Annotated in this window: 20 protein-coding genes; 14 read left to right on the top strand and 6 right to left on the bottom strand. The window is 64.7% G+C overall.

The window, feature by feature from the left end; genetic code table 11:
• Position 1: 1 nt before the first annotated feature.
• From ACK4FJ_RS09200 to ACK4FJ_RS09220, 5 genes are all read left to right on the top strand, one after another.
• Complete coding sequence (locus ACK4FJ_RS09200; protein WP_409765642.1) at positions 2-1,111, top strand: microcin C ABC transporter permease YejB; 1,110 nt, start codon at positions 2-4, stop codon at positions 1,109-1,111.
• A gap of 4 nt (positions 1,112-1,115) precedes the next feature.
• Positions 1,116-2,144 (top strand): ABC transporter permease, encoded by a 1,029-nt coding sequence (locus ACK4FJ_RS09205; RefSeq protein WP_409765644.1) that lies wholly within the window; start codon positions 1,116-1,118, stop codon positions 2,142-2,144.
• A 5-nt stretch (positions 2,145-2,149) separates the two neighbouring features.
• On the top strand, positions 2,150-3,778 hold the full coding sequence (locus ACK4FJ_RS09210) for an ABC transporter ATP-binding protein (RefSeq protein ID WP_409765646.1): 1,629 nt from the start codon (positions 2,150-2,152) through the stop codon (positions 3,776-3,778).
• Positions 3,779-3,793: 15 nt separating this feature from the next.
• Positions 3,794-4,723 carry a 2-hydroxyacid dehydrogenase gene (locus ACK4FJ_RS09215; protein WP_409765648.1) on the top strand — a complete coding sequence of 310 codons (930 nt, stop codon included), beginning with the start codon at positions 3,794-3,796 and terminating at the stop codon, positions 4,721-4,723.
• A gap of 132 nt (positions 4,724-4,855) precedes the next feature.
• The gene (locus ACK4FJ_RS09220; RefSeq protein ID WP_409765650.1) at positions 4,856-5,107 is read left to right on the top strand and encodes a hypothetical protein; all 252 of its coding nucleotides are present in this window, start codon (positions 4,856-4,858) and stop codon (positions 5,105-5,107) included.
• A 12-nt stretch (positions 5,108-5,119) separates the two neighbouring features.
• On the opposite strand, the gene ACK4FJ_RS09225 is transcribed toward ACK4FJ_RS09220, so the two are convergent.
• On the bottom strand, positions 5,120-5,518 hold the full coding sequence (locus tag ACK4FJ_RS09225) for a hypothetical protein (RefSeq protein WP_409765652.1): 399 nt from the start codon (positions 5,516-5,518) through the stop codon (positions 5,120-5,122).
• A gap of 78 nt (positions 5,519-5,596) precedes the next feature.
• Complete coding sequence (locus ACK4FJ_RS09230; protein ID WP_409765654.1) at positions 5,597-7,768, bottom strand: primosomal protein N'; 2,172 nt, start codon at positions 7,766-7,768, stop codon at positions 5,597-5,599.
• 128 nt (positions 7,769-7,896) lie between these two features.
• On the opposite strand from ACK4FJ_RS09230, the gene fsa reads away from it, so the two are divergent.
• The 6 genes from fsa (at position 7,897) to ACK4FJ_RS09260 (ending at position 12,931) form a co-directional block, all read left to right on the top strand.
• Positions 7,897-8,565, top strand: a complete 669-nt coding sequence (fsa, locus tag ACK4FJ_RS09235; protein ID WP_409765656.1) for a fructose-6-phosphate aldolase — start codon at positions 7,897-7,899, stop codon at positions 8,563-8,565.
• Positions 8,566-8,581: 16 nt separating this feature from the next.
• Positions 8,582-9,301: a DUF484 family protein gene (locus ACK4FJ_RS09240; protein ID WP_409765658.1), complete on the top strand. Its 720-nt coding sequence runs from the start codon at positions 8,582-8,584 to the stop codon at positions 9,299-9,301.
• Positions 9,277-10,251, top strand: a complete 975-nt coding sequence (locus ACK4FJ_RS09245) for a tyrosine recombinase XerC (RefSeq protein WP_409765660.1) — start codon at positions 9,277-9,279, stop codon at positions 10,249-10,251. Before ACK4FJ_RS09240 ends, ACK4FJ_RS09245 begins: the two co-directional genes overlap by 25 nt.
• Before the next feature lie 68 nt (positions 10,252-10,319).
• Entirely contained in the window at positions 10,320-11,102 is a 783-nt protein-coding gene (locus ACK4FJ_RS09250) for a DUF3750 domain-containing protein (RefSeq protein ID WP_409765662.1), read from the top strand.
• Positions 11,103-11,229: 127 nt separating this feature from the next.
• The gene (locus tag ACK4FJ_RS09255) at positions 11,230-12,183 is read left to right on the top strand and encodes a DUF692 domain-containing protein (RefSeq protein ID WP_409765664.1); all 954 of its coding nucleotides are present in this window, start codon (positions 11,230-11,232) and stop codon (positions 12,181-12,183) included.
• A complete protein-coding gene (locus tag ACK4FJ_RS09260; protein ID WP_409765666.1) occupies positions 12,167-12,931 on the top strand; it encodes a putative DNA-binding domain-containing protein in 765 nt (254 codons plus the stop codon). Before ACK4FJ_RS09255 ends, ACK4FJ_RS09260 begins: the two co-directional genes overlap by 17 nt.
• On the opposite strand, the gene ACK4FJ_RS09265 is transcribed toward ACK4FJ_RS09260, so the two are convergent.
• The 3 genes from ACK4FJ_RS09265 to ACK4FJ_RS09275 all read right to left on the bottom strand — a co-directional run bounded on the left by ACK4FJ_RS09265 (position 12,928) and on the right by ACK4FJ_RS09275 (position 15,821).
• Positions 12,928-14,205 carry an amidohydrolase gene (locus tag ACK4FJ_RS09265; protein WP_409765668.1) on the bottom strand — a complete coding sequence of 426 codons (1,278 nt, stop codon included), beginning with the start codon at positions 14,203-14,205 and terminating at the stop codon, positions 12,928-12,930. The two genes, ACK4FJ_RS09260 and ACK4FJ_RS09265, sit on opposite strands and share 4 nt — an antisense overlap.
• Before the next feature lie 31 nt (positions 14,206-14,236).
• Positions 14,237-14,521 (bottom strand): hypothetical protein, encoded by a 285-nt coding sequence (locus ACK4FJ_RS09270; RefSeq protein WP_409765670.1) that lies wholly within the window; start codon positions 14,519-14,521, stop codon positions 14,237-14,239.
• Positions 14,522-14,612: 91 nt separating this feature from the next.
• Positions 14,613-15,821, bottom strand: coding sequence for an MFS transporter (locus ACK4FJ_RS09275; RefSeq protein WP_409765671.1), 1,209 nt, complete (start codon positions 15,819-15,821; stop codon positions 14,613-14,615).
• Between the two features lie 118 nt (positions 15,822-15,939).
• Here ACK4FJ_RS09275 and ACK4FJ_RS09280 point away from each other — a divergent pair, with 118 nt between their 5' ends.
• The 3 genes from ACK4FJ_RS09280 to ACK4FJ_RS09290 are packed head-to-tail and all read left to right on the top strand — an operon-like array spanning position 15,940 to position 19,041.
• Entirely contained in the window at positions 15,940-17,304 is a 1,365-nt protein-coding gene (locus ACK4FJ_RS09280) for an alpha/beta fold hydrolase (RefSeq protein ID WP_409765673.1), read from the top strand.
• A gap of 25 nt (positions 17,305-17,329) precedes the next feature.
• Positions 17,330-18,502 carry a DUF2157 domain-containing protein gene (locus ACK4FJ_RS09285; RefSeq protein ID WP_409765675.1) on the top strand — a complete coding sequence of 391 codons (1,173 nt, stop codon included), beginning with the start codon at positions 17,330-17,332 and terminating at the stop codon, positions 18,500-18,502.
• A complete protein-coding gene (locus tag ACK4FJ_RS09290; RefSeq protein WP_409765677.1) occupies positions 18,499-19,041 on the top strand; it encodes a GDYXXLXY domain-containing protein in 543 nt (180 codons plus the stop codon). Before ACK4FJ_RS09285 ends, ACK4FJ_RS09290 begins: the two co-directional genes overlap by 4 nt.
• A 5-nt stretch (positions 19,042-19,046) precedes the next feature.
• Here ACK4FJ_RS09290 and ACK4FJ_RS09295 read toward each other — a convergent pair whose 3' ends face one another.
• Positions 19,047-19,925 (bottom strand): DMT family transporter, encoded by an 879-nt coding sequence (locus ACK4FJ_RS09295; protein WP_409765679.1) that lies wholly within the window; start codon positions 19,923-19,925, stop codon positions 19,047-19,049.
• Between the last annotated feature and the right edge of the window lies 1 nt (position 19,926).

Genomic DNA, 19,926 nt, shown 5'->3' on the forward strand with positions numbered 1-19,926 from the left:
CATGCTTGCCTATATCATCCGCCGCCTGGCCCTGATCGTGCCGACCCTGCTCGGCATCATGGTGATCAATTTCGTCGTGGTGCAGTTCGCGCCCGGCGGCCCGGTCGAACAGGTGATCGCCCAGGTGACCGGCACGGCCGCCGACGTCACCGCGCGGGTCTCGGGCGCCACCGGCGGCGAGACGGGCCCGGGGGCCGGTGCCTTCGCCCAGGCCGCCGAGGGCAGCGCCAAATATCGTGGCGCCCAGGGCCTGGACCCGGAATTCATCAAGCGGATCGAGAAGCAGTTCGGCTTCGACAAGCCGGCCCATGAGCGCTTCCTGCTCATGCTGGGCCAGTATGTCCGGTTCGATTTCGGGGTGAGCTATTTTAAGGACCGGCCAGTGGTGGACCTGATCATCGAGAAATTGCCGGTTTCGATCTCGCTGGGCCTGTGGACCACGCTGATCGTCTACCTGATCTCGATCCCGCTGGGCATCGCCAAGGCGGTGCGCGACGGCAGCCGCTTCGACATCTGGACCTCGGCGGCCATCGTGGTGGGGTATGCCATCCCGGGTTTCCTGTTCGCCGTGCTGCTGGTCGTGCTGTTCGCGGGAGGGAGCTTCGTGCAGTGGTTCCCGCTGCGCGGCCTGACTTCCGACAACTGGGATCAGCTCAGCCTGCTGGGCAAGGTCGCCGACTATTTCTGGCACCTGGCCCTGCCAGTGATTGCCATGGTGATCGGCGGCTTCGCCGGCCTGGTGATGCTGACCAAGAATTCCTTCCTGGAAGAGATCAACAAGCTCTATGTGCTCACCGCGCGGGCTAAGGGCCTGAGCGAACGCCGCGTGCTTTACGGCCATGTCTTCCGCAATGCCATGCTGATCGTGATCGCGGGCTTCCCCTCGGCCTTCATCGGCATCCTGTTCACCTCCTCATTGCTGATCGAGGTGATCTTCTCGCTGGATGGCCTGGGCCTGCTCGGTTTCGAGGCGGCGCTGAAGCGCGACTATCCGATCATGTTCGGCTCGCTGTTCATCTTCACCCTGCTGGGTCTGGTGGTGAACCTGATTTCCGACCTGATGTATGTGGTGGTCGATCCGCGCATCGATTTCGAAAGCCGGGAGGCCTGAGCCGATGCAGCTCTCGCCCATCAATGCCCGGCGCTGGCGCAATTTCCGCGCCAATGGCCGCGGCTACTGGTCGCTGTGGATCTTCGCGCTGCTGTTCGTGGTCAGCCTGTTCGCCGAACTGGTGGCCAATGATTCGCCGCTGATCGTCAAATACGACGGCGGCTATTATTTCCCGGTGCTGAAGGCCTATCCGGAAACCACCTTCGGCGGCGACTTCGAGACGGAAGCGAAATACCGCGACGCCTTCGTGCAGGACCTGATCGCCGAAAAGGACGGCTGGATGATCTGGCCGCCGATCCGCTACAGCTATCGCACCATCAATTACGACCTCGGCCGCCCGGCACCGGCGCCGCCCAGTGCGGAAAACTGGCTCGGCACCGACGACCAGGGCCGCGACGTGCTGGCCCGCATGATCTACGGCTTCCGCATTTCCGTGCTGTTCGGTCTGGTGCTGACCCTGCTCAGTTCGGTGATCGGCGTGATCGCCGGCGCGGTGCAGGGCTATTTCGGCGGCAAGACCGACCTGATCTTCCAGCGCTTCATCGAAATCTGGTCCGGCCTGCCGACCCTGTATCTGCTGATCATCCTGGCCAGCATCGTACAGCCGAATTTCTGGTGGCTGCTTGGGATCATGCTGCTGTTCTCGTGGATGGCGCTGGTCGGCGTAGTGCGCGCCGAATTCCTGCGCGCCCGCAATTTCGGCTATGTGCGCGCCGCCCGCGCACTCGGCGTATCCGACGCCAGCATCATGCTGCGGCATCTTTTGCCCAATGCCATGGTGGCGACGCTGACCTTCATGCCTTTCATCCTGAACGGTTCGATCACCACACTCACTGCGCTGGATTTCCTCGGCTTCGGCCTGCCGCCGGGCTCGCCCTCGCTGGGTGAGCTGCTGAGTCAGGGCAAGACCAATATCCAGGCGCCCTGGCTGGGCATCACGGCTTTCGCCGTTCTGGCCGTGATGCTCAGTCTGCTCATCTTCATCGGCGAGGCGGTGCGCGACGCCTTCGACCCGCGCAAGACCTTCCGGTGAGCGGCATGACCAAACAACAGCCCCTCCTGCGGGTGAAAGACCTGAGTGTGCGCTTCGGCAGGGATGCCGATGCGGTGAAGCATGTTTCGTTCGACATCCATCGCGGCGAGACGCTGGCGCTGGTGGGCGAAAGCGGCTCGGGCAAGTCGGTGACGGCTTTGTCGATCCTTCAGCTTCTGCCCTATCCGCTGGCCAGCCATCCATCCGGCTCGGTCACCTTCCGTGGTGGCGAGGAGCTGGTCGGAGCGCCGGAGCCAGTGCTGCGCAACATCCGCGGCAACCGCATCGCCATGGTGTTCCAGGAACCCATGACCTCGCTCAATCCGCTGCATACGATCGAGCGGCAGATCAACGAGGTTCTTTTCCTGCATAAGGGCCTGGACAAGGCGGCGGCGCGAGCCCGCACGCTAGAACTGCTGCGGCTGGTGGGCCTGCCTGAAGCCGAGAAGCGCCTGAATGCCTATCCGCACCAGCTTTCCGGTGGCCAGCGCCAGCGCGTGATGATCGCCATGGCGCTGGCCAACGAACCCGACCTGCTGATCGCCGACGAACCGACCACGGCGCTGGATGTCACCATCCAGGCGCAGATCCTGAAGCTGCTGAAAGACCTGCAGGCCCGACTGGGCATGGCGATCCTGCTGATCACCCATGACCTGAACATCGTGCGCAGGGTGGCCGACATCGTCTGCGTGATGACGCAGGGCGAAATCGTCGAAGCAGGGCCGGTGGCCGATATTTTCGCGGCGCCGAAACACGCCTATACAAAAAAACTGCTGGCCGCCGAGCCGAAGGGCAAGCCGCATACCGCCGACCTCGACGCCCCGGTTGTGACCGAGGCAAAAGATGTGAAAGTGTGGTTCCCGATCACCGCAGGCCTGCTGCGGCGGACCATCGGCCACATCAAGGCGGTGGATGGGATTTCCCTGACCATCCGCGCCGGCGAAACGCTGGGCGTGGTGGGCGAAAGCGGCTCGGGCAAATCCACGCTGGCCTATGCGCTGCTGCGCCTGCAGAAAAGCGAGGGCAGCATCCGGTTCGACGGCCAGGAATTGCAGGGCCGCAGCTGGGCCGAGATGCGACCGCTGCGACGCGCAATGCAGATCGTGTTCCAGGATCCGTTCGACTCCCTCTCCCCGCGCCTGACCGTGTTCCATATCGTGGAGGAAGGCCTGCGCGTACACGGCATCGGCCAGGACGAGGACGCGCGCCGCGCCATGGTGGCCGAGGCCCTGACCGAAGTGGGCCTCGATCCGGCGACCATGGATCGCTATCCGCATGAATTCTCAGGCGGCCAGCGCCAGCGCATCGCCATCGCCCGCGCCATGGTGCTGAAACCGCGCTTTGTGGTGCTGGACGAACCGACATCGGCGCTGGACATGAGCGTGCAGGCGCAGATCGTCGATCTGTTGCGCGACCTGCAGCAGAAACACCGGCTGGCCTACCTGTTCATCAGCCACGACCTGCGCGTGGTCCGCGCGCTGGCCGACCGCGTCATGGTGATGAAAGACGGCCGCGTGGTGGAACAGGGTAACGCCACGCAGATATTCCAGGCGCCGCAGACCGACTATACCCGCGCCCTGATCGCCGCCGCCTTCGACATGGCAGTGATTCATGACCACGCCGTGCGCACCTGATTTGCCGAATCCGCCATGGCCGTTCTGATCTATTCGAGGAACCATCCGGTCGAGGACTGGGCCGCCGCCCTACGCAAGGAGGCCCCAGACCTGGATATCCGCCTGCACCCGCAGACCGGCAATCCGGCCGAAATCGATGTGGCGCTGGTATGGAAGCCGCCGCCGGGCCTGTTGCAGAGTTTTCCCAACCTGAAACTGATCCAGAGTTTCGGTGCCGGGGTGGACGGCATCCTGGCCGACCCGAACATCCCGAAACACGTGCCGCTGGCCCGCGTAGTGGATGGTCGCCTGACCCAGGGCATGAGCGAATACGTGCTGCTGCATGTGCTGCGTTTCCACCGCCAGGTCGACACGATGGCGAACAACCAGCGCAACCGCACCTGGCGGTGGCTGCCGCTGGTGGATGCCTCGGAGCGCGTGGTCGGCATCATGGGCATGGGTACGCTGGGCGGCCATGTGGCCAGGAAGCTGGTCGATTTCGGTTTCCAGGTGGCGAGCTGGAGCCGCGGCCTGAAGGCTGTCGACGGCGTCACCAGCTTCCATGGCGACGATCACCTGGAAGGCTTCCTGCGCATCTGCAACATACTGGTCTGCCTGCTACCGCTCACACCGCAGACCAGGGGCATCATCAGCCGGCGAACTTTGTCGCTTCTGCCGCGCGGTGCCTATGTGATCAATGCCGGACGCGGCGGCCATGTGGTGGAGGCCGACCTGCTGCATGCCCTGGACAGCGAATGGCTGTCGGGCGCCACGCTGGATGTGTTCAACGAGGAGCCTCTGCGGCCCGACCACCCGTTCTGGACGCATCCGAAAGTGACGGTGACGCCGCATAACGCGGCCGACAGCATTCCGGCCCATGTGGCGCCGCAGATCGTCGACAATATCCGCCGTCTGCAGCAAGGCTTGCCGATCCTGCGTCTGGTGGATTACGCGCGCGGCTATTAAGCCCGGCCAGAACTGCGACAATCTGCCCTGCGGCATTCCGCCATGCGGCAATCTGCCGGATGGTTTTCATGCTGGCTGGCCGCCATTTTCAATTCCGCCTCCCTGTCGAGACGATACGAAAAAGAGCCTGCCATGACCGACATTACCGCCGACGACCTGCTGGTTGCCGCCCGCGAAAAAACCACAGTCGCGCCTGAGGGTTTTGCCGCCAACGAGCGCCAGCCTCAGGCCATGAAGGCGACCCTGTTTTTTGTGAATATCCTGATGCTGATCGGCGTGCTTGCCTTTGCCTGGACGCCTGCCGTGATCTTCTGGGTCGCGCTGGCGCTGGCCCCGATCACGCTCGCGGCGATCCTTGCCATCACACTCGGCTGGTGGATGTGAGCGGCGCGCCGCTCACTCCCATTTGCGGAACACGTCGACGAATTTTTCCTCGCCGCAGGCGATGAAATAGCCGCGCAGCACGCAGTTCTCGGTTTCGCCGAGACGCTGGCGAACGGCCTTGAGGGCCGGCAACATTTCCTTGGCGAGCTGCTTGTCGCGGAAGCGCATCACCTCGCCTTGGGTGCGGGCACCGTCATAGATCACGCCGAGGCTCTCTTCCGAATTGATCTCCGGCCGCCGCTTATGAAAGGTGTTGAGGCTTTTCAGGCCGCCGGTCTTCTGGATGAACTGCTGGAAATTGCTGAGCGAGCTGTGCCGCTGATCCGGCGCGGTTTGTTTTTCCTGGCATCCGACCAGAGCAATAACAGCAAGCGACACCGCAAGGATGCCCGACAGGCGTGCGCGACGCATGGATTTCTTCCCCTCTTTTTCCGGTTTCCCTTGTCGCGGGAACCAGACCGACCTCGGCCTTCCTTAAAAACCGGACTTCTAAAGAAAGCTATAAGGATCAACATCCACGGCGCGTTTTACAGCCGAAGGTAGTCTAATCTTCGCAAGCCATTCTCGCAGGACGGCGGGAACATCGACCTCCCGGGCTGCCTTGAGCAGGAGCCGCTCGCGGAAGCGGCCGCGCAGGTAATGCAGAGGCGCCGGCGCCGGCCCCAGCACCGTCAATCCTGGTCCACGCGGCGCGGCACGGGCGAGATCGCGGGCCACCTGCTGCACCTGGGCCTGGTCGGTGCCGCTCAGGATGATGGCCGCCAGCCGGCCGAAAGGCGGCATGCCGGCGCGCTGGCGCTCGGCCATCTCGGCGGCGATGAAACCCGCATTGTCATGCCGGCTCAGCGCCGCGATCACCGGATGCTCGGGCAGGAAACTCTGCAGCAGTACGCGGCCGGGATGATCGGCGCGGCCGGCGCGGCCCGATACCTGTGTCAGCAGCTGATGCGTGCGCTCGGCGGCACGCGGATCGCCGCCGGCCAGACCGAGATCGGCATCGATCACGCCCACCAGGGTGAGCAGCGGAAAGTGATGCCCCTTAGCCACGATCTGCGTGCCGACGAGAATATCGATCTCGCGGTTTTCCATGCGCGTCAGCATCTCGCCGATCTGCTGCGGCGAGTTGGCGGTATCCGAGGCCATCACCGCCAGCCGCGCGTCGGGGAACAGCATGGCCGCTTCCTCGGCCAGCCGCTCGACACCCGGACCGCAGGCCTTGAAACGATCCTCGACGCCGCAGGACGGGCAGGTATCGGGCAGGCGCTGCTGATGGCCGCAATGATGACATTGCAAACGGCCATGGCGTTTATGTTCCACCAGCCATGCGACGCAGTTCGGGCATTGCAGGCGATGGCCGCAGGCGCCGCACAACGTGAGCGGCGCATAACCACGGCGATTGAGGAACAGCATCGCCTGCTCGCCATGCTCAACGGTTTCGCGGATCGCGGTTTGCAGCGGCGCGCTGATGAAACGCTGCGCCGGCAGGCGCTCCTTGCGCAGATCGACAATATCGATGCGCGGCAACGTGGCGGCGCCATGGCGTTCGGGCAGCACGGCATGAGCATAACGCCGGCGCGAAACGTTATGCAGGCTTTCCAGCGATGGCGTCGCGGAGGCGAGGATGACGGCTATACTTTCCAGCTTGGCGCGCACCACTGCCATGTCGCGCGCATTGTAGATCACGCCCTCCTCCTGCTTGTAGGAGGCGTCATGCTCTTCGTCGACCACGATCAGGCCGAGATCGGCATAGGGCAGGAACAAAGCCGAGCGCGCGCCGATCACCACCTTCGCCTCGCCATGACCGATGGCGCGCAGGGTGGCGGCGCGTCGCCCTTCGGCCATCTCCGAATGCCAGGCCCAGGCCGGCGCGCCGAAGCGCTGCTCGAAACGATCCAGCGATTGCTGGGTCAACGCAATTTCAGGCAGCAGCACCAGAACCTGCCGCCCGGCCTTGAGCGCCTCTGCCACGGCCTCGTAATAAACTTCGGTCTTGCCCGCACCGGTGACGCCTTCCAGCAACGTGACCGAGAAATCCCGCGCTGCCACGGCCGTGCGCAGGCCGGCCGCCGCCTCGGCCTGGGTGACATTCAGCGCACGCCCATCGCGGCGCCAGTCGGGCGGCGATGGCGGGCGAAAGGCCGGCACCTGATCGACCTGCAGCGCGCCGAGTTCCATCAGCTTGCGCACCACGGCCACCGACACGGCGGCAGCTTCGGCCAGTTCGGTCGGGCTCAAGCCCGGTCGTTCGGCCGCGATCTGCAAAACACGCTCGCGCTGGGCGCTGGCGCGCATCTCGACGGCTTTGCCGGGCCGCAGAATCTGCCGCATCGGCGGCGGCTCGACCAGCGCACGCGGTTCGGGCAGGCACATTTTCAACACCGCGCCTGTGGGATTGAGCGTATAGCCCGCCACCCAGTCGACCAGTTTGCGCAGCGAGGGCGAGATCGGCGGCGCGTCGCAGCGGCGCAGCACCGCCTTCACCTTGGCCGGCGGCAGCGGCTCAGGACTACCATCCCAGACCACACCCAGCGACACGCGGTTGCCGATCGGCACTTCCACGATATCGCCCGGCGAAAGCGGCCCGGCCTCGCCTGCACGATAGGTGAAGGGTTCGGCCAGCGGCAGGGGCAGCAGAACGCGGATCTGGTCGGACGGAGTCAAGGGGCGAGTTCCGGTAGAACGGCCCGGTTAAGCTAGAAGGACTTGGCCGGGTCGGGTATTGTTAACCAAACGACATATACCATCGGGGCCGATTCGGGCAGGCCGGCGCCGCCCATGGAGTTTAGGACATGAAATTTTTCGTCGATACCGCCGATGTGGCCGAGATTGCCGACCTGAACGACAGCGGCCTGCTGGACGGCGTGACGACCAACCCCTCGCTGGTGGCCAAGACCGGCAAGGATTTCGTCGCCACGGTGAAGGAAATCTGCAAGATCGTGAAGGGCCCGGTTTCGGCCGAGGTCGCCGCCACCGATCACGCCACGATGCTGGCCGAGGGCCGCAAGCTGGCCGCGCTGGCGACCAACGTGGCCGTGAAGGTGCCCCTGACGCTGGACGGCCTGAAGACCTGCAAGGCGCTGTCGGACGACGGCATCATGGTGAATGTCACGCTGTGCTTCTCGCCAGCACAGGCGATCCTGGCCGCCAAAGCCGGCGCGGCTTTCGTGTCGCCTTTCGTCGGCCGGCTGGACGATGTGGGCCATGACGGCATGGCGCTGATCGCCGACATCGTGCAGATCTACAACAACTACCCCGATTTCAAGACCGAGGTGCTGGTCGCCTCGATCCGCCATCCCATGCATGTGGTGGAAGCCGCGAAGATCGGCGCCGATGTCTGCACCGTGCCGCCGGCCGTGCTGCGCTCGCTGGTTAAGCATCCGCTGACCGACAAGGGCCTGGATGCCTTCCTCGCCGACTGGAAAAAAACCGGCCAGTCGATCCTGGGCAACGACAAGTAAGGCCGGAGCCTGAACCATGGCCGACGGCATCACCGCTCCTGTTTCCGCTTCCGCCGGCCTCGACGAGGCCGAGGTGATTGCGTGGCTGAAGCAGCATCCCGACCTGCTGATCCGTCATCCCGATCTGTGCGAGGTGCTGCTGCCGCCGGCGCAGCCGCATAGCGGCAACAACGTGGTCGACCTGCAGCGTTTCATGGTGCAGAAACTGCAGGGCGAACTGACCCGCATCTCGCATGTCGGCACGGAATTGCTGGATGCCAGCCGGCAGAATCTGTCGGCCACCCAGCGCGTGCATGCCGCCGTGCTGATGCTGCTGGAAGCCGGCAGCTTCGAGCATATGGTGCATATGGCGACGCAGGACTGGACCGACCTGCTGGAGGTTGACGTGATCAGCCTCTGCGTCGAAGGCGATCCCGAACGCATGAAGAACATCGCCACTGGCGGCGTCTTCGTGCTGCCCAATGGCGCCATCGACACCCTGCTGGGTGCCCTGCCCGCCATCGCCCGCGACAAATGCGAAGCCGCCGACTGGATATACGGCCCCGCCGCCAGTCTTGTGCGCTCGGATGCGCTGGCGCGGCTGGATTTCGGCCCCACCTCACCGGCCGCCATGCTGGCGCTGGGCTCGCGCGAGCCCGACAAGTTCCAGCCCAGCCAGGGCACGGAGCTGCTGCAATTCCTCGCCGGCGTGCTCGGCCGCTCGGTGCGCTCATGGCTCGACCTGCCGCAGCCGTAACCGACGACGACGACCGGCTGCCGTTCTTTCTCGCCGCCGACGACGCCAAAGCCGCGGCCGAGAACTGGTATCGCTGGCTGGCCAAGGAAAAGCGTTTTTCGCGCCATACCCTGCGTGCCTATGGCCAGGACCTGGCAGGTTTCTTCGCATTCTTAAGGGAGCATCTGGGCGGCGCGGCTTCGCTGGATGACCTGCGCGGCCTGCGGCTCAGCGATTTCCGCGCCTATTCCAGCCATCGCCGCAAGGACGGGCTGGAGGCAACCTCGCTGGCACGCAATTTAAGCGCCGTGCGCAGCTTCTTCCGCCGCCTGCAGCGCGACGGCCAGATGGAAACCGCCGCCATCAGTCTGCTGCGCAGCCCCAAACGGCCCCACAGCGTGCCCAAGCCGCTCAGCGTGCCGGCGGCGCAGGAGATGATCGACACGGCAGAGGATTTCGCCGCCGAGCCCTGGCTGCAGGCGCGCGATGCCGCAATCCTGACGCTGCTGTGGGGCGCCGGCCTGCGCCTGGGCGAGGCGCTGGGCCTCGACGGCAATGATGTGCCACAGGGCGACAGCCTTACCGTCACCGGCAAGGGCAACAAGCAGCGTCTGGTGCCGATCCTGCCCGTGGTGCGGGAGGCGATTGCCGAATACGTGAAACTCTGCCCCTGGCCGATCACCAGGGGCACGCCGTTATTCTACGGCGCGCGCGGCAAGCGGCTGGACCCGGCCATCGTGCAGAAGGCCATGCGCAATGCCCGCCGCGCCCTGAACCTGCCCGAAACGGCAACGCCTCATGCCCTGCGGCACTCCTTCGCCACGCATCTGTTGGCGGCCGGCGGTGACCTGCGCACCATTCAGGAACTGCTGGGCCATGCCTCGCTGGCCACCACCCAGCGCTATACCGAGGTGGATGCCGAAGCCCTGCTGCGGGTTTATGGCAGCGCCCATCCCCGAGCCAGGGCCTGATCGCCCTGCCCCATCGCCCTGCCATTGCCACAATCGCCGGCCAGCCTATGCTTTACTGGCAGGCAGACATGACGAAACCCCGACGTTTACCCCGCTTCATCCTGGCCGCTTTCCTGGCCCTGATCGCGATGCCGCTGATGGCCAGCGGCGTCAGCGTCGCCACGGCCGAACGCCGGCACTGGTCGACCAGCCGCTGGGATTCCACCGGCCTTGCCCCCGATCCCCTGACGGTGAAAGACGCGGTGGTGCAGGTCTATGCCGCCCGGGTCTGGGGCTGGCGCGGGGCCTTCGCGGTCCATACTTGGCTGGTGGTCAAGCCAGCCGACGCACCGGGCTATACGCGCTATGAGGTGGTGGGCTGGGGCGGTTCGGCGCTGCGGATCAGCCAGCGCACGCCGGACGGCTACTGGGCCGGCAACCCGCCCGAGTTGCTGCATGACCTGCGCGGACCGGAGGCTGCGGCCGCCATTCCGCTGCTGGTTGCCGCCGCTGAGCGTTACCCATATCGCGATGGCTATGTGATCTGGCCGGGCCCGAATTCGAACAGCTTCATCGCCTATCTGGCCCGCGAGGTCCCCGAACTGGGACTGGAACTGCCGCCCACCGCCGTGGGCAAGGATTGGATCGGCAGCGACCGGCTGATCGCTCCCGCCCCAAGCGGCACCGGCTGGCAGCTTTCCCTGTTCGGCCTGGCTGGCATCACGGCCGCCATGCGCGAGGGGCTGGAACTGAATCTGCTGGGGCTGACCATCGGCGTCGATATCCTGCGTCCGGCCCTGAAGCTACCCGGGTTGGGGCGGCTTGGCCTGCCCGCGAACGACGTTCGACCTGCGGAAGAAACCGCTGGTTGATCTGGTTTCCCGCTGATCTCGGCAGTTTTTTTCCCGTCCGGAATGGTACACTTGCAATCCGGCGCCAGCATCCTGCAGCGCCGAAGAGCCACCGGTGCGGGACATCTCTCGTGATCAGCAGCGCGTCATGACCGACCTGAAGCCGATTGCCGAACGGGATCAGGTTTCGTTGCGGCCGGCGGTCCTGGCGCCGGAGCGGGTCGGCATTGGCCTGCGACCACCCCATCACCATGATCTGCTGGAAAACCGGCCGCCGGTCGGCTGGCTGGATATCCATGCTGAAACCTATATGGGCGGCGGTGCGGCGCGCCATTACCTGGAGCAGGCGCGGGCCCTCTGGCCGGTGACCGTGCAGGGCACCGGGCTGGGGCTGGCCGGCAGCGAACTGCCCGACCAGGATCATCTGGAGCGTCTGGCCCGGCTGGTGGAGTGGCTGGAACCGGCACAGGTTTCAGAGCACCTGGCCTGGACCGGGATCGACGGCCGCTACTACAATGATCGCCTGCCCCTGCCCTATACCCTGGAAAGCCTGGAAACCTGCCGTCGCAATGTCGACATCGTGCAGAGCCGGCTGAACCGGCCGATCCTGATGGCCAATCCGGCCACTTATCTGCGGTTCCGCGACAGCCATATCGCCGAAGCCGATTTCCTGACCCGCCTGAGCCAGCAATGCGGCTGTGGCCTCCTGTGCGACGTGAACAACCTGTATGTCTCCAGCGTGAACCATGTCGGACGCGAGGCGGCGCCGGCAGTGGCGGAGGCCTATCTCGACAGCCTGCCGGCAACGGCCGTGCACCAGATCCGCCTGGCAGGCCATAGCGAGATCCAGGCCGACGAGCGGGTGTTGCTGATCGACGATCACGGCGCGCTGGTGGCCGAACCGGTCTGGCGACTCTATGCCAGCGCGGTGCAGCGCTTCCCCCATGCCGCCACGCTGCTGGAATGGGACACAAACTTGCCGCCGCTGGATCATCTGGTGGCCGAGGCGGGCCATGCCGAACAGCAGCGCGCCGCCGCCCTGCGGCCCAGTACCACGCCTGACGACACTGCTGCAGAGACGGATGATGAGCGCGCAGCTTGACCTGCAGCGGGAATTCGCCGAGGCGCTGACCGGCTCGCTCTACACCATCGCCGAGAGGGTGATCGGCGATGCGATCCCGGCCGAGGGCCGTCTGCAGATTTATGCCAACCGTTTCCGTGCCGGATTGCTGGATGCCATCGCCGCGACGTTTCCGGTTACCCGTGCGCTGGTAGGCGAAGCCTTCTTCGCCCAGACGGCTAGAGACTACCTGATCTACGACCCGCCGCGCTCGCCGATCCTGCATCTCTACGGCGCCGGCTTTCCCACATTCCTCGCCGCCCTGGCCGACCTGGCCGGCCATCATTACCTGCCCGACATCGCCGCCTTCGAATGGGCGCTGAACATGGCCGAGCATGCCGAGGATGCCGCGTTGTTGCGGCCCGAAGACCTGCCCGACACGGATGCCACGGCACAGTTGGTGCTGCCGCTGCATCCTTCAGCGCAACGGCTTTCGACGCCCTTCCCGGTCAGCGAGATCTGGCAGGTGCACCAGCCGGAAGCACCTTTCGTGGATCGCATCCAGTTGATCGGTAGCGGCGAACGCCTGCTAGTCTGGCGCCATGGCATCACCGTGCGCTGGCACAAGCTGGATCACGGCGAGGATCGCTTCCTGGCCGAGATCGCGGGCGGTGCATCGCTGGGGCTTGCCGCGCTGGCGGCCTCAAGCGGTGGCGATTTCGACTTCCCGGCCAGCTTCAGCTGGATGCTGGATGGCGGCGTTTTCGCGCGGCCCGAGGATCTCGCCTAGTCGAGCCAAGTATAGGCCACGGCCAGCATCGCCTCCACGCCCGTGCACAGCGTGGGATGCAGCACCGGGGCATAGAAGGGCGAATGGTTGACCGGCATCGCACCGGGATCGTCGCCGTTCATCGCCCTTTCGAAAACTTCCGGATCGGTGCCGCCGATCACCCAGAAAACCGAGGGCACATTCCACGCCGTGCCGAACAGGCCAAAATCCTCGCTGCCCGAAGCGGCTTCCACCGCCACGACGCGGTCGCCGCCGAACCAGCCCTTCATGCCATCCACTGTGCGCGCGGTGGCAGCCTCGTCATTGAAGGTGAGCGGGAACTGGCTGATCACCGAGAATTCGGGCGGCTTCGGCGCGCCGGACGCCTGGGCTTCTGCCTCAATAATACGCCGGACCGAAGCCAGCACGCGCTGGCGCACGTTTTCCTTGAAGGTGCGGATATTGAGGCGCAGCAGCGCTTCATCGGGGATCACATTCTCATTGAAGCCGGACTGGATGGTGCCGACGGTGACCACCGCGCTGTCGGCCATCGCCACCTCGCGCGAGACCACGGTCTGCAGCCGCATCACCGTGGCCGAAGCCATCACCACAGGATCGATGCTGTTCTGCGGCTTGGAGCCATGGGCGCCGCGACCGAACAGCTTCACTTCCCAGCTGTCGGCGGCCGACATCGCCACACCGGATTTGTAGCCGATGCGCCCGGCCGGCAGCGGCACGACATGCTGCCCCAGCGAAACCGTGGGCTTGGGGAAGCGCTTCACCATGCCATCCTCCAGCATGGCGCGGGCACCGGCGCCGGTTTCCTCGGCGGGCTGGAACACGGCCATCACCGTGCCTTTCCAGGTCTCGCGCGCTTCCGACAGCAGCTTGCACACCGCCATCAGCCAGGTGACGTGAAAGTCATGCCCGCAAGCATGCATGATCGACACCGACTGGCCGAAACGGTCGGTGCCGGTCTGCTCGCTGGCGAAAGGCAGGCCGGTTTTTTCCTTCACCGGCAGGCCATCCATGTCGGCGCGCAGCAGGATCACCGGGCCATCGCCGTTCTTCAACAGGCCGACCACGCCGGTCTTGCCCACACCGGGATGTACCTCGAACCCATTCTTGTCGAGCCATGCGGCGGCGATGCCGGCGGTGCGGATTTCCTGCATCGACAGTTCGGGATGCTTGTGCAGGTCGATATAGATCTTCTCCAGTTCCGGCATCAGGGCATCGATCCGGGCGAAGACAGCGGCTTTCTGGGGCGCGAGGCTGGTGCGGGCAGGAGCGTTCATGGATGACGGGTCCGGAGTTGGAGAGGCAGGATCACTTGTATTCCCTGAAGGTCGGCGCATTGCCGGCGCGCAGACGCGGCAGGCCCGACAGCAGGGCTTCGGCTTCGGCGCCCTCGCCGATCTCGTCCAGCAGCACGAGGATTTCCTGGCCGACACGCAGGGCGTCGCCGGATGGCAGGGCTTCGGGATGTTCGATGAGTGCGAGCAGATCGAGAATGCGCTGCTGCTTGAATTGCCGCTGCCAGTCCGGCGTGCCGATCTGACCCGATAGTTCCATCAGGTCGGCATCGGACTGCATCTGGCAACGCTGGCACATGCCACGCTCGCGGTTGAACGACGGTCAACAGATTAGACCGGATCGTCCCGATACGGTCAATGCAGGTATTGCCGTTACACTATCCGCGTACTCAGACTGTGCGGCGCCCGGCCCAGTACAAAGCGAGCGGACCAATCAGCGCACCAATTCCCATCACGGCCAGACCGATGCCCCAGCTTGCCACGCCCTGGCCGTCGAACAGACGTTCCGCCTGGTCGAGAGCGAGGCCGACAAAAAGCGGACCCAGAACCGAGATGCCGAAACCCAGCGCGGAATGCAGCGCCATGGTGGAACCGCGATGCTCGGGCTCGGCGGCAGCCATCATGCCCGCAGTGAGCGCGCCGGAATCGCCGCAGATGAAAATGAAATAGACGGCGCAGTAGAGCAGCGATACCCAGGCCGGCAGCAGCGCGGTGAACCCCATCAGCACGCCCATGATGCCTGAGATTCCCATGATCAGGATCAGGGCGCGGCGCCGACCGATCTTCAGCGCCAGCTCGTTGCCAAGCAGGCTGGCCGGCAGGCCGATCAGGGTGACGATGGCGGCCAGCACGGTGGGACTGGGCAGGCTGGCGGCGAAAGCTGCGTCGCGCGCCAGCACAAAGACGAAAAACGCCGTCACCCAGGCGCGCATGGCGGTGAGCTCGAAGCCATGGGCGGCATAGCCGATGATATACCCCATCGCATCGCGGTTGCGCAGCACGGGCCGCAGCGCGAAACCGGAACTGGCCTTGGCGCCAGGCGGCGTCTGCGGCTTGAGCAGCATCCAGGCAAGAATGGCGGCGATCAGACTGCCCAGGCCGATGCCGGCAAAGCTCCAGCGCCAGCCATGCCATTCCGCGAGCAGGCCGGTGATCGTAAAACTGAGCGAAATGGCGATGGAATAACTGGCGGTGTAGAAAGTGACGGCGCGGCTCTGCTCGCCGCCTTTCAGCCGGTCGGTCAATGCCCGCAGGCCGGGCATGTAGACGGCGGCCTGCCCGGCCCCGCCGATGGCGCGCAGCAACAGGCCCGACCAGAAATCATCGGCGAAAGCGGCGAAAGCCAGTGTGCTGATGCCGGTCACCGCGCAACCGCTGATAAAAATCAGACGGGCATCGATGCGGTCGGTCAGCATCACCGCCGGCGTCACCAGCAGCATGTAACCGAGATAATAGACGCCGGCGATCCAGCCCGCCTCGGTGTTGGTGAGGCCCCAGACGGCGATGAAGTCGGGCAGCAGTGCGGGGAAGCTGGCGATGGGCAGAATCGCCAGCACCTCCAGCGCGGAGAGCAGCAGGATCAGGCGACGCGGGGACATGGCTGGCGGGAGGACGGGAACATGATATCGTTGTCACATAGTATTCACCGATCTCGCCTAAACCGCCAGAGGCAACCGCTCGCCGGCCCAAGCCTCGGCACATGATCAGGGAAACGCCATGTCGATCCGTCAGCCCATCCTCACCCGCCGCCATTTCCTCGCCGGTTCCGCCGCCCTGGGTCTTTCCACTATCCTGCCCGGCTGCGCCGCGCGCTACGACCAGGCGACCCCCATCGTATTCGTGCATGGCAACGGCGATACGGCTGCGCTCTGGCACACCACCTTCTGGCGCTGGGAAAGCAACGGCTTCGATACCGACCGCCTGTTCGCCATCGACTTCCCCTATCCGCTGGCCCGCAGCGTGGATGCCACCTACCAGGCCTATCGCTCCTCCTCGACCGATCAGCGCGAGCAGCTCGCCGCTTTCGTGGCCGAAGCCAAACGCCGCACCGGCGCGCCGAAGGTTGTGCTGGTTGGCTCGTCGCGCGGCGGCAATGCGATCCGCAACTACATCAAGAATGGCGGCGGCGCGGCCCATGTGAGCCACGCCGTTCTGTGCGGCACGCCCAATCATGGCGTGCTGGTTTCCGACAAGGTGCTGGTGGGCAGCGAATTCAACGGCGCCTCGCCCTTCCTGCGCCAGCTCAACGATGGTCCTTCGGAAGTGGTGCCCGGCGTGGCCTGGATGACGACACGCAGCGATTCGGCCGACAAGTTCGCCCAGCCCGACGGCGCCGCCCTGGGCATGCCTAGCCAGCCGACCGGCGTGACGGCCGAGGGCCCGGCCCTGAAAGGCGCCAAGGACGTGGTGCTGGCCGGCCTGGATCATCGCGAGGTGGCCTTCCACCCGAAGGCCTTCGCCGCGACCTGGGAATTCGTGATGGGCAGCGCGCCGGCCACCACCGGCATCAGTGCAGAAAGCAGCCCGCTGCTGAACGGCAAAGTGAACGACATCGTACGCGGGGCCGGCACCAACCTGCCAGTGGCTGGCGCCGTGGTGGAGATCTACGAGAGCGACCCCAAGACTGGCGCGCGGCGCGCGCTGGTGCACAAGCAGACCACGGGCGCGGACGGCTACTGGGGTCCGTTCCGCGCCTCCAGCCGGGCCACCTATGAATTCGTGGTGATCACGCCCGACCACCCGACCACACATATCTACCGCTCGCCCTTTGCGCGCTCGTCGCAGATCGTGCATCTGCGCCCGGGCGTGCTGACCGACAAGGACAAGGCGGCGGCCTCCAGCGTGACGATCAGCCGGCCGCGCGGCTATTTCGGCGCCGCCCGCGGCGACATCGTCACCTTCGACGGCCAGCCCGGCCCCGGCATCCCGCCGGGCATCCCGGTGAATTCCACCTCCACCCTGCTGCTGCCCGCCGGCACGGCCCAGCGCAGCGTGACCTGCCGCTTCAACGACGAGGTGATCGCGGTGCAGTCATGGCCGGTGGCCGACAACCGCGTGGTGATCGCGGAATTGCATTATTGAACCAGGCTCTCTAACCTCTCGAAGAATGTTCGAGAATCGCTATCTATCCCGGTGGCATGAAGCCGGACTTCTTGATCCGGATACTGTAGCCCGCATAAGAGCGTATGAATCCAGCCAGCATCGCCCACTCTGGCTCTGGGCCGTTGCCGGATTGGGAGGCTTCGCCATCTGTGTCGGCATCGTCTCAATTGTTGCCGCCAATTGGGAGAGAATTCCCGACAGCGTAAAACTTGGCATCGACTTCACGTTAATGATCCTGCTGGGCTGCGGCGTGTTGGTTGCCACGATGGGCAGCTGGCATCGCATCAGCGATCTGCTTGTCTTGCTGTTATTCGGTCTGGTTCTAGCCAGCATCGCACTCATCAGCCAGATTTATCAATTGCACGGCGAGACCTGGCAGGCCGTCGGAACTTGGCTTCTGATCTGCACGCCGTTCCTTGCACTGGCCGCTAAAACGCGATTGCCGGTCATGGCTTGGGCATTGGCGGCGATTTTGCTGGTCCTGACCGGCTGGAATTCTCTGCTAGCCCCATTCCACGATATGATCGGCAACAACAGTCAGATTCTGCCGGCTTGGGTACTGAGCCTTGGCCTCATTCTTGCCGGCTGGCTTCTGGCGTTCTGGCCGCAACGACAGGCACAAGCCGCGCTGCTGTGGCAGATCGCTTTGGCGAGCCTGCTGGTTACCGGCAGTCTGCCGCAGATTCTGTATGTGTTGAGTCGTGATGCTACATTGTATTGGGCTGAACCCCTGGCTGGCCTCGTATTGGCGGCAATCGTTCTTGCTGCCATCGCGCGACGCAAATCCAGAACCGGCACGCGGTCGCTAGCCTTACTGCTAATGGCCGCCGCAGCCTGTTGGCTTATCTCTTTCTGGCTCCACCGCGCAATCGCCGGAACAAACGCGATATCAAGCGATCAACGCGAACTTCTCTCCATCGTTTTAGCCGGACCCTTCATCGCCTTCTGGGGTATTGCCGGCTGGCTTGCCCTCAGTGGTGGCCGACGCCTACTTTTCATCGGCAGCTTTGCCGTCATTACCGTCCGAATCCTAATCTTCTACTGGGAAGCCTTCGGTGGCCTGCTGCAAACAGGTCTTGGCCTGATCGCAGGCGGCATACTCTGCCTTGCCTTGGCAGCGATCGGTCGTTGGCTACTGCAACGCACGGCGCGCCGTCAGCCGAACGGGGTAGCATGAAGCGCCGGGTTCTCATCCTTCTTAGCGCAGCCCTGTTGCTGCCAATCTTGGTGCTCGCGGCGATGGTTATCCAGGCCGAACGCGCGACCCGCGACGCGCCGGTATTCCGGGTGCCCATCCATGGCGTCGACCCACGCGACATCTTGAAAGGCCATTATTTCAACTTCGACTACGACTGGGACTGGCTGGAGCCACCGAGTATCCCTGGCGGCAAAAGAAGTGCAGAGGTAACCATTTGCCTCACTGCACCGCGCGATCAGGCAAAAGGCCCATTGGTCAGCCTCCAGGTCGATGATTGTCTGGCTCGGATCGATGGTGAACTGAACAACTTCAACAGGCCCGTTTTCCGTCCCAAACGCAATGACAGCCACCACCTTCCCCGTCTCTATGTCCCTGAAGATTACGCCTTGCGGCTGGAGGGCATCGCTCGAAGCCGCGAAGTACCACTGACGGTCGACATTGCCGTTACCGCGGATCGCCGCGTATTGATCCGCGGCTGGCATGTAAACGGCGAACTGGCGAAGGACTATTTTCGATAGGCGGTTCAACGCCGGATCAGCAGCAGGCCGCCGGCCACGATCAAGCCCGCGCCCAGCAGGGTGGCGAGCGTGGGCAGGTCGCCGAAGCCGATCCAGCCGATCAGGGCGGCGAAGACCAGCGAACTGTAGCCGAAGGGGGCGAGCCAGGCGGCATCGGCCAGGCGATAGGCCTGCACATTGCACATCTGGCCGGCGATGGCCATCGGCCCTAGCAGACAAAGCGCGGCCAGTTCCCACGCCGGCGCCGGCTGCCACAGCGCCAGCATCGGCAGAGTGAGCAGCAGGGCGGCGAAGCCGTTCACATGCAGCAGCATGGACAGCGCGCTTTCATGGCGCGACAGCATCTTGATCAGGATCACCTCGCAGGCGGTGAGGAAGGCGCCGGCAATCATCGCCAATGGCGCGATGCCGATGGCAAACGAAAACTCCCCCGCCGCCTCTGGCGCATTGCCGCGCACGATCACGAATGCACCGGCCAGGCAGAGTCCTGCGGCCAGCATCTGCATCAGACTGACCCGCTCGCGCAGCAGCAGAACGGCCAGCGCCATGACGAACACGCCCTGCAGCAGGGCCAGCGCCGAGGCATCGGCCAGCGGCATGTGGGTGGCGCCATAGATCGAACAGGCACCGCCGCCCACGCCGCAAAGCGCGCGGATGAAATGCAGGTGGCGTCGGCCGGTATTCAGGATGCTGCGCGGCGGGATGCGACGGGCAGCCGCGATGCCGCCGACCGTGACGAAACCGCTAATATAGCGGATGAACACGATCTGGATCGCCGGCACCAGGCCGCCGGTCAGCTTGCCCGAGGCATAGAGCAGCGAAAAGGCCAGCGCCGCGCCCAGCACCCAGAGAGCTGCACGAATCTTTGCATCGAGGAGAGGCATG

The sequence above is a fragment of the Ferrovibrio sp. genome, assembly GCF_046297595.1.
Lineage (GTDB): Bacteria > Pseudomonadota > Alphaproteobacteria > Ferrovibrionales > Ferrovibrionaceae > Ferrovibrio.